At 72.1% G+C, this 13,730-nt stretch carries 8 protein-coding genes and 2 pseudogenes; 6 read left to right on the top strand and 4 right to left on the bottom strand.

What is annotated here, in order from left to right; all coding sequences use genetic code 11:
* Window positions 1–156: 156 nt before the first annotated feature.
* The gene (locus tag ACFW47_RS32430; protein ID WP_386307941.1) at window positions 157–3,354 is read left to right on the top strand and encodes a BTAD domain-containing putative transcriptional regulator; all 3,198 of its coding nucleotides are present in this window, start codon (window positions 157–159) and stop codon (window positions 3,352–3,354) included.
* Between the two features lie 344 nt (window positions 3,355–3,698).
* Here ACFW47_RS32430 and ACFW47_RS32425 read toward each other — a convergent pair whose 3' ends face one another.
* Window positions 3,699–5,498: an ATP-dependent endonuclease gene (locus tag ACFW47_RS32425; protein ID WP_386307940.1), complete on the bottom strand. Its 1,800-nt coding sequence runs from the start codon at window positions 5,496–5,498 to the stop codon at window positions 3,699–3,701.
* A 447-nt stretch (window positions 5,499–5,945) separates the two neighbouring features.
* On the opposite strand from ACFW47_RS32425, the gene ACFW47_RS32420 reads away from it, so the two are divergent.
* Window positions 5,946–7,010: a biotin/lipoate A/B protein ligase family protein gene (locus tag ACFW47_RS32420; RefSeq protein WP_386307950.1), complete on the top strand. Its 1,065-nt coding sequence runs from the start codon at window positions 5,946–5,948 to the stop codon at window positions 7,008–7,010.
* Between the two features lie 95 nt (window positions 7,011–7,105).
* Window positions 7,106–7,636, top strand: a pseudogene (locus ACFW47_RS32415) (biotin/lipoate A/B protein ligase family protein); the annotation flags it as partial.
* Here ACFW47_RS32415 and ACFW47_RS32410 read toward each other — a convergent pair.
* Together ACFW47_RS32410 and ACFW47_RS32405 are read right to left on the bottom strand one after the other, a co-directional pair.
* A complete protein-coding gene (locus ACFW47_RS32410; RefSeq protein ID WP_386307938.1) occupies window positions 7,633–8,328 on the bottom strand; it encodes a response regulator in 696 nt (231 codons plus the stop codon). The pseudogene ACFW47_RS32415 and the gene ACFW47_RS32410 overlap by 4 nt on opposite strands.
* Window positions 8,325–9,446, bottom strand: coding sequence for a sensor histidine kinase (locus ACFW47_RS32405; protein WP_386307936.1), 1,122 nt, complete (start codon window positions 9,444–9,446; stop codon window positions 8,325–8,327). Before ACFW47_RS32405 ends, ACFW47_RS32410 begins: the two co-directional genes overlap by 4 nt.
* Before the next feature lie 167 nt (window positions 9,447–9,613).
* Here ACFW47_RS32405 and ACFW47_RS32400 point away from each other — a divergent pair.
* From ACFW47_RS32400 to ACFW47_RS32390, 3 genes and pseudogenes are all read left to right on the top strand, one after another.
* Window positions 9,614–10,631 (top strand): annotated as a pseudogene (locus ACFW47_RS32400) (carboxymuconolactone decarboxylase family protein).
* Window positions 10,628–11,359 (top strand): class I SAM-dependent methyltransferase, encoded by a 732-nt coding sequence (locus ACFW47_RS32395; protein ID WP_386307935.1) that lies wholly within the window; start codon window positions 10,628–10,630, stop codon window positions 11,357–11,359. Before ACFW47_RS32400 ends, ACFW47_RS32395 begins: the two are co-directional and overlap by 4 nt.
* Before the next feature lie 156 nt (window positions 11,360–11,515).
* The gene (locus tag ACFW47_RS32390; protein WP_386287623.1) at window positions 11,516–12,178 is read left to right on the top strand and encodes a hypothetical protein; all 663 of its coding nucleotides are present in this window, start codon (window positions 11,516–11,518) and stop codon (window positions 12,176–12,178) included.
* Here the strand turns inward: ACFW47_RS32390 and ACFW47_RS32385 are convergent.
* On the bottom strand, window positions 12,169–13,710 hold the full coding sequence (locus ACFW47_RS32385; RefSeq protein WP_386307933.1) for an NCS1 family nucleobase:cation symporter-1: 1,542 nt from the start codon (window positions 13,708–13,710) through the stop codon (window positions 12,169–12,171). The two genes, ACFW47_RS32390 and ACFW47_RS32385, sit on opposite strands and share 10 nt — an antisense overlap.
* Between the last annotated feature and the right edge of the window lie 20 nt (window positions 13,711–13,730).

Below are 13,730 nucleotides of genomic sequence, written 5' to 3'. Positions count from 1 at the left end.
GGGACGACCGCTCCTGCCGCATCCCCTCCCACCGCCGGCCGGGGGGCCGACGCGGGTCCAGGCTGCCCCCCGGCGCTCACAGCGCACACGCAGCCCGCTCACATTCCACGGACATTCGCAGCTCACGCGCGCGCCTCGGATGACACCATGGGGCGCATGCATGTTGGATTTCTCGGACCACTGGAGGTCCGGAACGGGGGGAAGTCCATCGCAGTGGGCGGCACCCGGCTCCGTACGCTCCTGATCAGGCTGGCGCTCGACGCGGGGCGGGCGGTGCACGTGGGCTCGCTGTCCTCGGCCCTGTGGCCGGACGAGACGCCGGTGGACAGCGGGCACGCGGTGCAAACACTGGTCAGCCGGCTGCGCCGGGCGCTGCCCGACGACGCCCCGCTGCGCTTCACCAGCGGCGGCTACTGTCTGGGCGTCGAACCGCAGGCCGTGGACGCCCTGCGGTTCGAGGCGCTCGCCCGGGAGGGTGGCCGCGCGCTGCGGGAGGGCGATGCCCGGGCCGCGTTCAGACTGCTGGACAACGCGATCGCGCTGTGGCGTGGTGAGCCACTGTGCGACATGCCGACGTCGGCGTTCGTGACCGGTGCCGTGGCGCGGCTGGAGGAGCTGCGGCTCACAGCGCTGGAGGACCGGGCCGCGGCCCGGCTCACCCTGGGCACCGAGTTACCCGGGCTGATCGCCGAGTTGGAGGCGCTGTCCTCGCTGCATCCGCACCGGGAGCGGCTGCGCGCCCTGCTGATCCGCGCCCTGGACGCGGACGGGCGGACCGCCGAGGCACTCGGTTCCTACGAGCAGTTCCGCTCCTGGCTGGCCGACCAGCTCGGGATCGATCCCTCCCCGGATCTTCAGCAGACCCAGCTGGCGGTGCTGCGCGGACAGCGCGAGCCCGTGCCGCCGATGGACCGGCGCCACAACCTGCGCGCCGAGCTGACCAGCTTCGTGGGCCGCGACCCCGAGTGCGAGCAGCTGCGCGCCCGCCTCGCCCATGACCGGCTGCTCACCCTCGTCGGGGCGGGCGGCACCGGCAAGACGCGCCTGGCCACCGCGCTGGCCGGCGAGCTGGCGGACGAACTGCCCGGCGGCGCGTGGCTGGTGGAGCTGGCGGCGGTCAGCGCGGACGACGAGGTGGCGACGGCCGTACTGGCCGCCGTGGGCACCCGCGTCATCGGGCCGGCGCAGTCCACGGGCGCCTCGGGCAGCCCGCACCAGGTCGTCGAGCAGCTGGTGGAGGTGCTGTCGGCGGCCGAGACCCTGGTCGTGCTGGACAACTGCGAGCACGTCATCGGCGGCGCGGCCCGGATCGCCGAGGAACTGCTCGGCCGCTGCCCGCGGTTGGGGATCCTCGCCACCAGCCGGGAAGCGCTCGGCATCCTCGGCGAGACCCTCTTCGCGGTGCCGCCGCTCGCCCTGCCCCGGCCCCGGTCGTCCCTCGAGGAGGTGTCCGGGAGCCCGGCCGTGCGGCTCTTCCGCGACCGGGCGGCGAGCGTCCGCCCCGGTTTCGAGGTCACCGCCGGCAACGCGTCGGCGGTGGCGGACGTCTGCCGGCGGCTCGACGGGCTGCCACTGGCCATCGAACTGGCCGCCGCCCGCCTGCGCACCCTGTCCGTCGAGCAGCTGGCGGCCCGGCTGGACGACAGGTTCGGGGTCCTCACCGGCGGCAGCCGTACCGCGCGTCCCGCGCACCGCACCCTGCGCGCGGTGGTCGCGTGGAGCTGGGACATGCTCGACGGGAACGAACGCCGGCTCGCCGAGACGCTGTCGGTGTTCCCGGCCGCGTTCACCCTCGAAGCCGCGGAGGGCGTGGACACCGACCCGGCCACGACCCTGGACACGGTGACCTCACTCGTGGAGAAGTCCGTGCTGCAGGCCGTGGACGGAGCGACGGTGCGGTTCCGGATGCTGGAGACCATCCGGGCGTACGGCATGGAACGCCTCGCCGAACAAGGGGGCCTGGACCGCGCGCGGCGGGCGCACGCCGCGTGCTTCCTGGCCCTCGCCGAGAGCGCCGAACCGCATCTGCGCACCGGCGCCGGCCAGGTGCGCTGGGCGCGCCTGCTCGCCGACGACCGGGACCACCTCCTCGCGGCGCTGCACTTCGCCTGCGAGTCCGAGGACGCGAGTACGGCCGTCCGGATAGGCGCCGCGCTGTGGTACTTCTGGATGCAGCGCGGCGAGCACGCGCTGGCGGTGCAGCTGCTGCGGGCAGCCCTGAGCCTGCCCGGTCGGATCGATGCCGTGCCGCGCGCGGTGGCCACGGTCGGCTGCCTCCTCAACGGCATCTTCGCCGGCGACCCGCACGGCTCCGGCAGCGTGCCGCCCCGCCCGTCCGTGCCCGATGCGTCCGCCCCGCCGCCCGAGGCCCATCCCGCGCTGGCGCTGGCGGCGCCGCTGCACGCGTGGATCAGCGGGGACTCCGAGCGTGGCCTGCGCCTGATCGACGCGCAGCTGGGCGCGACCGACCCGTGGACCCGGGCGATGCTGCGCTTCACCCGGGCCATGTTCGGCCTTAACCACGGCGACGTACGGCAGGGCTGCCGTGATCTGCGGGACAGTGCCCGGGACTTCGCCGCCCTCGGCGAGCGCTGGGGCCAGGCCACCACACTGACGTACCTCGCGGTCGCGCTCATCTCGCGGGGGCGGTTCGAAGAAGCGGTGGACGCCCTGACGGACGCGATGAAACCGGCCGGTGAACTCGGCGGTGACGGCATGCAGCGGATCTGGCTCGCCGTGGCCCACCGGCACGCGGGGCGCGTCGAGGCGGCCCGCGGGGAACTGCAGTCCGTGGTGACCAGGCCGTTCTCGGCGCGTCACATCCGGATGGCGCGGCTGCTGCTCGGGGACCTGGCCCGGCTGGACGGCGATGTCCGCGAGGCCGCACGCCAGTACGCCCTGGCCAAGGACGCCTGCTCGCCCGACACCTTCGACGACGCGGCCTTCGCCACGATGTACTGGACGGGCATCGGCCGGCTGTCGCTCGCCGAGGACGACCCGGTGGCGGCGCGGTACGCGCTGCGCAAGGCGCTCGCCGGAGCGGGGGCCTCCGGTGACATGATGCTCATGGGGATCATCGGCGTCGCGGTGGCCCAGCTGCTGTACCACCGGCGGCAGCCGGGGCCGGCCGCCGTGCTGCTCGGTGCCTCCCACGGGCTGCGCGGTGCCGCCGAGGCCGGCAATCCGGACATCTCCCGGCTGGTCGATGCGCTGACGCGGGAGCTGGGCGAGGCCGCGTACACGGCGGCGTACGACGAGGGCCGCGGCCTGGACCGCGACGACGCCGTGGCGCTGATCCGGTCCCGACTCGATGGACGCGGCGTCCCACGCCTGGCAGGCGCGGCCCACGCCTGACCTCGGGCGGCCTCGGCTCCCCGGACCTGAGCCGCCCGCCACAGACACCCGGAAGGCGCAGGCGATCGGCCGCCCGGTCACGGGGCGTTCGGGCGACTCAGGTGATCCGCCGCCCGGTGACGGGGCGTTGGGGCTGCTCAGCGTCCCGCTGATCGGCGAGGCCGCGGCGGCGGGCCTGGTGCTGTTCTTCGTGGGCATCGAGAACTGTCTGCGCAGTGACGAGGGCAGCCTTCCCGCGTGATCGACGACCTTGCCGACGCGACCTGGGACCGTGAACTCGACGACCTCTTCCTGCGCATCGGCCACCGTTTCGGCCGTGCCGACCTACGACGCCGCATGCGTGACTACGTCCGCGCCCTGCTCGGCCCGGTCGGCCGCAAAAACGGCTGGCAGCCGGCCGAACACGCAGGCCACCGCACCCCCGACGGCCTGCAGCGGCTGCTGAACGGATCCACTTGGAACGCCGACGACATCCGCGACGACCCGGCGAGTTTTTCTGCGGTGGGCCATGTGTTCTTGGAAGCGACGGCGGCGCGAACGGCCTGATGCATCAAGGTCGCCATCGTCCAGGAGGCGGCGGCCAGATCGTATTCCAGTGTCCAGTGGTCGGAAACGAAGGTGCGTACGTGGCCGTCGTCCTCGTCTCTCAACCCTGCGACGTGTTTGTCGATCTCTTCCTTGGTCATCTCTGCCGAGCACTTCAGCTTCTTGCGCATCTCGGCGGAGGTGCCAGCGGGAACCAGGTCCCAGTCTCGGATGCAGGCCACCGCGACCGGGATCTGTTCTCCTTCGCGCTGGAAGATCCGGCTGCAGCGGAAGAGGCCGACGCCGCCGACGCCTACGACGCTCACGCCGCATTCGTTGAACGACTTGCCGACGGCCTGTGCGAGCGCGGGCAGAACGATGGCTTCGGCGTCGCCTTCGACGATGGCGACGCCGCGGGCGAAGAACAGGTTGGCCTTGGTCACGTCAAGGAAGCGGGTGAGGAAGGCGTAGTCGCCCTCGTCGAGGTGAGTCAGCCCAGGGGCCAGTCGAAAGGTGGATCCGCGAGCGACAAGAGTGAGGTGTTCGACCGGGATGGCCGATGCGAGGTTGGGGCTGTGGGTGGTGAGGATGACCTGGACCGGTGGTGTCCCAGCCGTCTTGGCGGCGCCGGCGCGATCCCGCAGAAGGTCCATGATGCGGGTCTGGAGCTGCGGGTGAAGGTGGGCTTCGGGTTCCTCGATCAGCAGTAGGGGCGCGAAGGCGTTGTTGTTGTTCAGCAGGAGCAGTTCGGCCGCCATGGACAGGGCGTTGTCGTAGCCCAGACCGTGTCTGGTCCACTCGCCCGTGCCCGCGAACAAGGTGAGCTCCAGGCGCTCCAGCGCGCGGGCGAGCGTGGCATCGCCTGCGACGCCGATCTCGCCACGCAGTACGTCGGAGCCGATGGAGAACTTCTGGAGGTAACCGGTGTTGATGTCGTCCCGGGCTGCGGTCACCGCGTCGTTGTCGCCGATCTGGCGCTCTGCGCGGCGTAGGTTGCCCACCAGGGTGCTCGCGCTGCCCGTCTTCTCGTCGAAGTCGTCCTCACCTTGTGCGCGCATGGCCGGGTACCCTGCGAGGATCTGTGACAGCCGTGATCCACGGCCCGAGCGCAGCTCTGCCTCGGCGTCCCGCAACGGGCGCAGGTAGGTGGCCTTCAGCAGTTCACGCGCGGCGCCGTCCAGGGCCGGCCCCTGCCCGTCGCGGCCGGTTCGTGTCGTCACCGCGACGCGGTGGGGACGCAGCGGGTCCATCAATTCCGCCTTGACGGTGACGTAGAGGGCGACGTTGCCGTTGCCGTCCACGGTGAGCAGTTCCAAGAAAACCGCTTGTTCTTCCGTCGACAAGTTCTTGAAGCCACAGGTGATCTTGAAGGTGTCTGCACGGCCGTCTGGACCGACATGAATGTCGTCGCGTGTGATGCGGTAGAAGTCCGCGGCCGTCGTCAGAAGGCTCAAGCGGATCGCGTCAATGATGGCCGTCTTGCCGCTGTCGTTCTCGCCGACGAGGACGTTCGTGGCGGGACCGAAGTCCAGGCTCAGGCTGGCGTCCTCGTCACCGTTCTTCTGTGGCGTCGCACCGAAGATCCTGAAGTTTTCTGCGTACAGACAGGCCAGGTACAACGACGCCCCCACGTTCGTCCAAGGCCTGGACCCCCATTGGCACAGGCGCTTGCACGCACGGTCGGACACCTCTCAGCCCCGCAGCGTCCCGCCCCTTGTCCAGGGACTTTTCAGGGACTTTCAACGCTGGCCGAGGGACTTTCCGCCGCCTACGTAACGCAGCACGCCCTGAAAGTGCGGAAAGGGCCTACGACGCAGGTCAAAGGCCCTTTCTCAGGCAAATCCACAGGTGGCGGCAGACGAGTCGGGCTGTACACCGGGTTCTGTTCCTCGCAAGGAGACAGCCGGGGCAACCTGTCGGCATCCCTTCCCCCTCCAGTGCTCTTGAGGCTACACATCACTCGCTACAGCGAGTATTAAGGTGCATTCCGATAGATGTACGCATCCGTCCGAATGCCAGAGCAACAAGCTCAGGGCACGTACGGCGCACTGGAAGGAAACAAAGCCGTGCATGGCGAGTACAAGGTGCCCGGCGGCAAGCTGGTCGTCGTGGATCTGGACGTCGAGGACGGTGTCCTGCGCAACATGCGAGTCGCCGGGGACTTCTTCCTGGAGCCGGACGAAGCGATCCTCGCGATCAACACAGCCCTTGAGGGTTCACCCTCATCGACGGACGCTGCAGGGCTGGCCGCCCGGATCACGGCGGCGCTGCCGGAGTCGACCGTGATGCTCGGGCTGACAGCAGAGGGCGTCGGCATCGCCGTCCGGCGCGCTCTGGCCCACGCGACCGAGTGGAGCGACTACGACTGGCAGCTGGTGCACATGGAGCCGCAGGCACCGGCCCTGCACATGGCGCTGGACGAGGTGATCACCGCCGAGGTGGCCGCTGGGCGGCGAGCCCCGACCCTACGGGTATGGGAGTGGGCCTCGCCTTCCGTGGTGATCGGCAGCTTCCAGTCCCTGCGGAACGAGGTGGACCCCGAAGGGGCCGCGAAGCACGGGATGACCGTGGTACGCCGTATTTCCGGTGGTGGGGCCATGTTCGTAGAACCCATGAGTACGATCACGTACTCACTGTCCGTGCCGGAGTCCCTGGTCTCGGGCCTCTCCTTCGCGGACAGCTACGCCTACCTCGACGACTGGGTGCTCGGCGCGCTCGGCGACATGGGCATCAAGGCCTGGTACCAGCCCCTGAACGACATCGCCACCGAGGCCGGCAAGATTGCCGGTGCGGCCCAGAAGCGCATGGTCGGCCCTGATGGTGGCCCTGGAGCCGTCCTCCATCACGTGACGATGTCCTACGACATCGACGCCGACAAGATGCTCGAGGTGCTCCGTATCGGCAAGGAGAAGATGTCCGACAAGGGCACCAAGAGCGCCAAGAAGCGTGTCGACCCGCTCCGTCGGCAGACGGGCCTCGCGCGGGAGCAGGTCATCGGGAACATGGTCGCCTCTTTCCGTAACCGCTACGGGCTGACTGCCGGCGAAGTCACGGCGGAAGAGATGGCCCGCGCTGAGGAACTGGTGCGGACGAAGTTCGCGACCGAGGAGTGGACCGCGCGCGTGCCGTGAACGCCGCGTCCTGTCGGGTGCCGCCTCGCACCTGGCAGGGCGAGTAGGCCCTTGCCCATGATCACGCCGGGTCGTAGTGTCTTCCCCGTCCGACCTTCGTGGAGCCCGGCAACACGATCACCTACTCGCTGTCGGTGCCGGACGCGCTGGTCCAGGGCCTCTCGTTCCAGGACAGCTACGCCTACCTCGACGACTGGGTGCTGGGCGCGCTCGGCGAGACGGGGATCCGCGCCTGGTACCAGCCGCTGAACGACATCGCCACCGAGCAGGGCAAGATCGCGGGCGCCGCGCAGAAGCGCGTGGTCGGGCCCGGGGGCGGTCCCGGCGCCGTGCTGCACCACGTGACCATGTCGTACGACATCGACGCCGACAAGATGCTGGAGGTGCTCCGCATCGGGCGGGAGAAGATGTCCGACAAGGGCACCAGGAGCGCGAAGAAACGGGTGGATCCGCTGCGCCGGCAGACCGGTCTGCCGCGGGAGGCCGTGATCGACCGCATGATCACCTCCTTCGGCGGCCGCTACGGCCTCACCCAGGGGAAGGTGACCGACGAGGGGCTGGCCCGGGCCCGGGACCTGGCGCGCACCAAGTTCGGCTCCGCTGAGTGGACCGCGCGGGTGCCCTAGGCGTCACAGGTGTGCGTTGGGCGTCGGCGCGCCTCCACCAGTCCCGACTCGTAGGCGAAGACCACCAGCTGCGCCCGGTCCCGGGCGCCCAGCTTGGTCATCGCCCGGCTGATGTGCGTCTTGGCGGTCAGCGGGCTGATCACCATGTGGGCGGCGATCTCCTCGTTGCTCAGGCCGCGTGCGGCGAGCGCGGTGACCTCGCGTTCGCGGCGGGTGAGGCAGTCCAGACCGGGGGCGGTGGCCCGGTCCGGGGGACGGGCCACGAACTCGCCGATCAGGGTGCGGGTGACGGACGGGGAGAGCAGGGCCTCGCCGCTCGCCACCACCTCGATGGCCTGGAGCAGGTCGGCCGGTTCGGTGTCCTTGAGGAGGAAGCCGCTCGCGCCCGCCCGCAGCGCCTCGAAGACGTACTCGTCCAGGCCGTAGTTGGTGAGGATGACCACGCGTACGGCGGTGAGGGCGGGGTCGGAGACGATGCGGCGCGTGGCCTCGATGCCCGGCATCACGGGCATCTGGACGTCGACGAGCGCGATGTCGGGCACCTGCGCCCGCACCAGCGCCACCCCCTGCTCCCCGTCGGCGGCCTCGCCGACCACCTCGATGCCGTCCTCGGCGTCGAGGAGGGCCCGGAAGCCTGCCCGCATCAGCGCCTGGTCGTCGACGAGCACCACCCGCAGGACCTGCTCGCTCATCCCCGCTCCCCCAGCGGGAGCCGGGCCCGTACCGAGAACCCGCCCTCCGCGCGCGGGGCGGCGCGCAGGGTGCCGCCGAGGGCCGTGACGCGTTCGTCCATGCCGGTCAGGCCGGTGCCCGGCGCCGGCGGCCGGGCCGCGTCGCCGGCGCCGTCGTCCTCCACGTGTATCGTCAACTCCCCCTCCTTCTCGGTGCCGTGGTCGATCCGCACCGACACCTTCGCCGGTCCCGCGTGCCGTGCCGCGTTGGTGAGGGCCTCCTGGACGATGCGGTAGGCGGCCCGGTCGACGGCCTGCGGCAGCGGGCGCTCCTCACCGGTGACCGTCAGGTCGACGGCGAGCCCGGCCGCGCGCGCCCGTTCCACAAGGAGCGCCGGGGTGCCGGCCGGTTCGTCGGCGCGCAGCACCTGGAGGGCGGAGCGCAGCTCGCGCATCGCCTCGCCGCTCGCCTCCTGGATGGCCAGCAGCGCGGGCGGCACCTCCTCGCCCCGCTTGCGGGCGAGGTGGACGGCGACGCCCGCCTGGAGCTTGACGATGGAGATGCTGTGGGTGAGCGAGTCGTGCAACTCCCGGGCGATGCGCAGGCGTTCCTCGCCGGCCCGGCGCAGGGCCGCCTCCTCCCGGGTGCGCTCCGCCTCCAGGGCGCGCTGCTCGGTCTGGCGCAGGTACGCCTGCCAGTTGCGGTCGGCGAGCCCGGTCACCACCGCGCACAGGAACCAGCCGGCCAGCAGCCCGGCCCGCTCGGCGACGTCCTGGGTCCCGGGCCCGGTCGCCACGTATCCCGCCAGGAACACCGCGCCGCCGGCCGCCGCGACGCCCCGGTGGCCGACCCGGGCCGCGGTGTGCACGGCGGCCAGGACGGGCAGCGCGGACAGCGGTCCCGGGTGGGCGTGCACCACGTACGCCGTGCCGAGCACGGTGGCGACGGCCAGCACCGCGCGCGGGGCGGCGCGGTGGAAGGCGAGGGCCGCCGAGGCGAGGGCGATGAGCGCGTGGTCGAGGACGGTGGTGTCGTCGTCGAAGGCCGCGACGGTCACGCCGAGCGCGCCGACCACGACCGCGAGGATCGCGTCGGCGAGCCGGTCGCGACCGGTCCGCGTAGTCTGACGCCCACTCATGCCCGCACCTTAGACGGGACCGCCGACGGCCGCGTCGGCCCTGTGGACGGCTTTCGGACTACTCCCGGCGAAGTAGTGGCCGCCCGGAACGGGCTCCGGCGCCGCAGCGGGGACCGTATCCGGCCGTACGACGACCGCGGGCACCCCCACGCCGCACTCTGCTGTCCATGTCCACCACCTTCCGTCACACCGATCCCCTGCCCCCGAAAGCGGCCACCGGCCGCGTCGCGGAGCTCTACGAGCAGATGGCGCGGGACTTCGGCATCCCCGAACCCGCCCCCTTCGTGGCCCTCTCCTCCGCCCCCCCACGCTCCTCGCCCCCACGCTCCTCGCCCCCGCCTGGGCGCTGATGCGCGAGTCCCTGCTCGCCGGCCCCGGCGACCGGACCGGCAAGGAGGTCGCCGCCTTCGGGGTGTCGCAGACCAACGGGTGCCGGTTCTGCGTGGACGCGCACACGATGCTGCTGCACGCGACCGGCGACCACGACCTGGCCGAGCGGCTGGCCCGGGGCCGGGAGCCGGCAGACGGGCAGCACGCGCGCGTGCTCGACTGGGCGCGCCGCACCCGGATTCCGGGCGCCGCGCGGGAGCCGTACCCGTTCCAGCGGGAGGAGGCGCCCGGCTATCTGGGCACCGCGCTGGCCTTCCACTTCATCAACCGCATCGTGTCGGCCCTGGTGACCGAGAGGCTGCTCCCGGCCGACGCGCAGCGGCTGCGTGCGGTGCGGAGCCTGGCGGGCCGGTCGCTGTCCCGCACCGTGCGCCGCCCCGTCGTGTCCGGCGCGTCCCTGCCCCTGCTCGACGACCCCGGCCCCGGACCGGCGTGGGCGGCGCACACGCCGGTCGGCCCCGCGTACGCGGCACTGCGCACGGCCGCCACGGCGGGCGCCGGCCTCCTCGCGGCCGACGACCAGGCCCTCGTGCGCACGGTCGTGCGTGACTGGACGGGTCGCATCCGCCCTTCGACCCGGACCCGTTCCCCGACCGCCGGGAGAGGCCCGGCGCCCGGCTGGCGCTGCTGGCCGCGTTCGCGCCGTCCCGGATTTCCGAGGCGGACGTCGCGGCGTGGCGCCGGCCCGAGCACACCGACCACTGCCTGGTGCACCTCGTGGCGTACGGCGCGTTCGCCGCCGTGGACCGCGTCGAAAGCGCCCTGACCGCACCCACCGTGGAGGAGACCTCATGACCTTCGTCGCCAGCCAACACCGGGCCGAGGCCCGGACCGGCCCCGTCGGCGCCCACTGGGCGGGGCCCCGGACCCGGTACGACGCGGTGCCCGCCGGTGTGCACGACGCCCTGTTCGAGGCGGCGGGCATCGTCCCGGGCGACCGTGTGCTGGACGTCGGCTGCGGGGCGGGCGCCACGACCCGGATCGCGGCGCGGCTGGCCGCCCCCGGTCACGCGGTGGGCGTCGACGTCTCGGCGCCGCTGCTGGAGCGGGCCCGCGCGAGCACGGCCGCCGAAGGGATCGACAACGTCTCCTACGTGTGCGCCGACGCGCGGGGGCACCCCTTCCCCGCCGGCGGGTACGACGTGGTCGTCAGCCGGGGCGCGGTGATGCTCTTCGCCGGCCACGCCGTCGCCTTCCGCCGTCTCGCGCGGGCGCTGCGGCCGGGAGGCCGGCTCGCGTTCGTCTGCCCGCGGCCGCCGGGGCCGCGCCGGGAGGACCCGGAGCGCGTCCGGGAGGTCCTGGCCGGGTTCGCGGAGGTGACGGTCGAACCGGTCACCATGGAGGCGCCCTGGGGCCGGGACGTTCCGGGCACCACCGTCGAGTTCCTGCTGTCGCCGTTGCCCGGCGGCGCGCTGCCCGCCTCCCGGCTGGCCGGCCCGGAGGAGGTGCTGCTCCCGTTCGCCGCGGGCAGCAGGGCGCGGATGCGGGCGGGCGCGTGGCTGGTGACGGCCGTCCGGCCGTGACGCCACCGCCCGCCTCCGCCCGGCCCACCGATACGTCTGCGTCACCGCCCGGGCACGCACCGAGTTCGCCCTTCCGCCGCACAGGGACTCGTGTGACACTGGCGTCCCGTCCGCAGTGCGGACCCCCTCCGCACCATCCCCCACGAGAAGTGCGCCGTGCGTCCTCTTCCCCTGCCGTTCGCCCTGACCGCGCGTCTGGCGCCGGTCGCCGTGCTCGCCACGGCCGGCTGGGCGCTGTCGTCCGGGCCGGACACGACGTCGGCCGCCAAGGACGAGACGCCGCCCGACACCGCGAACCGGTCCGCCTCCGCCCCGGCGACCGAGGCGGTGACCCAGACGTACGCCGCCGCCCCGGCTCCCTGCGAGAGCCTGGCCGAGAAGACGGTCACCTCGCTGGTCCCGGGCGCCAAGGCGGCCGGCAAGGAGATCCCGTCGACGGACACCAAGGTCCGCCGCACCTGTTCATGGAACGCGCTCAAGGGCTACGACTACCGCTGGCTCGACGTCTCCTTCGAGGTGATGAAGTCGGACGAGGCGGCGCAGAAGTCGTACAAGGAGCGGGTCGCCGACCGGAGCGGCGGGGGCGCGGTGCCGGGGCTCGGCGACGAGGCCTACTCCGTCGTGAACCTCACCACCGAGGACGAGCAGCAGACACGCGAGGGCACCGTGCTGGTCCGCGCCTCCAACGCCCTGGTGATGATCACGTACAACGGCAGTGACTTCGAGTCGAAGAAGGCGCCGAGTACGGAGACGATCAACAAGGGGGCCATCAAGGCGGCCAAGGAGGCGGCGGCCGCCCTGGAGGACGGTCAGGGCTGAGCCGGGGCCCCCTTGCCCGGCCGGGTGGCGGGCAGCAGCATCAGCGCCAGGTACAGCACCATGGAGGTGCCGAGGCCCACCGCCCAGCCGTAGTCGGCCAGCGGTTCGAGGAAGGGCACCGGACGGCCGTCGACCAGCGGGTGGAAGTCGGCGCCGCCGATGGCCAGGACGCCGCCGGCGAGGAAGGCGACGACCGCCCGCCAGTTCCAGCCCCGGTCGTACCAGTAGCGTCCGCCCGTGCGGTACAGGTCGACGAGGTCGAGGCGGGCGCGGCGCAGCACCCAGTAGTCCGCGATGAGAATGCCGGCGACCGTGCCGAGCAGGCCGCCGACCAGGCCCAGCCAGGTGAAGATGTAGCCCTGCGGGTCCGAGTACAGCTTCCATGGGAAGATCAGCACGGCGAGGACGCAGGTGACGATCGCGCCGGCCCGGAAACTGACCTTGCGCGGCGCGACGTTGGAGAAGTCGAAGGCCGGTGAGACCAGGTTGGCCGCGATGTTCACCGACAGGGTCGCCACCAGGACGGTGACGAGGGCGAAGAGCAGCCCCACCACGTTGTCCGTCTTCGCGGCGAGCTTCACCGGGTCCCAGATCGGCTCCCCGTAGACCGCCTGCGAGCCGGAGGTGACCATCACGGAGAGGAAGGCGAACAAGGTCATCGTGGTCGGCAGGCCGAGGGCCTGGCCGCGCGTCTGGGCCTTCTGGCTCTTGCCGTAGCGGGTGAAGTCGGGGATGTTGAGGGACAGTGTGGACCAGAAGCCGATCATGCCCATGAGGGAGGGCCAGAAGAGCTTCCAGAAGTCGCCGCCCCAGCCCAGCCGCGACGGCTGCTCGAAGAGCGGACCGAAGCCGCCCGCCTTGTCGGCCATCCACCACAGCATCACGAAGGCGCCGACCAGGACGAAGGGCGCCGCCCAGTTCTCGAACCGGCGGATCGTCTCCATGCCCCGGTAGATGATGGCGACCTGGATCGCCCAGAAGATCGCGAACGACAGCCACATCGTCCAGGCGTAGCCGCCGAACGTCGCCGCGTTGGTCCAGCCGTCGCCGATCAGCTTGCCGGCCAGGAAGTAGATCGCCTCGCCGCCGATCCACGTCTGGATGCCGAACCAGCCGCACGCCACCAGCGCCCGCGCCACGGCGGGCAGGTTGGCGCCGCGGATGCCGAAGGAGGCGCGGGCGAACACCGGGAAGGGGATGCCGTACTTGGGTCCCGCGTGCCCGGTGAGCAGCATCGGGACGAGCACGATCACGTTGGCCAGGGCGATGGTGAGCACCGCCTGCTTCCAGTCCATGCCGACGGCGATCAGGCCGGAGGCGAGGGTCCAGGAGGCGGTGTTGTGGGCCATGCCGACCCACAGGGCGGAGAAGTTGTACGTGGTCCAGGTGCGCTTGGCGACGGGGACCGGCAGCAGGTCCTCGTTGGCGTAGGGGCCGCTCGGCGGTGGGGAGCCCGGGGCGAGCTCCACGCGCCCGTCGGGGAGGGTGACTTGGGCGGACGGCGGTATCGCCGTGGGCGCGGTGTCGGTCATGGGCAGGCCAATCGTGCGGT

This window comes from Streptomyces sp. NPDC058796 (genome assembly GCF_042745235.1).
Taxonomy (GTDB): Bacteria; Actinomycetota; Actinomycetes; order Streptomycetales; family Streptomycetaceae; genus Streptomyces.
The sequence above is the reverse complement of the archived record's forward strand: the minus strand, read 5'-3'. Positions and strand labels throughout refer to the sequence as shown.

Bases quoted from the DNA above. Each gene is read 5' to 3' on its own strand.
- ACFW47_RS32410 (WP_386307938.1), bottom strand. From the start codon at position 8,328: ATGAGCGAGCAGGTCCTGCGGGTGGTGCTCGTCGACGACCAGGCGCTG.
- ACFW47_RS32385 (WP_386307933.1), bottom strand. From the start codon at position 13,710: ATGACCGACACCGCGCCCACGGCGATACCGCCGTCCGCCCAAGTCACC.
- ACFW47_RS32430 (WP_386307941.1), top strand. From the start codon at position 157: ATGCATGTTGGATTTCTCGGACCACTGGAGGTCCGGAACGGGGGGAAG.
- ACFW47_RS32395 (WP_386307935.1), top strand. From the start codon at position 10,628: ATGACCTTCGTCGCCAGCCAACACCGGGCCGAGGCCCGGACCGGCCCC.
- ACFW47_RS32405 (WP_386307936.1), bottom strand. From the start codon at position 9,446: ATGAGTGGGCGTCAGACTACGCGGACCGGTCGCGACCGGCTCGCCGAC.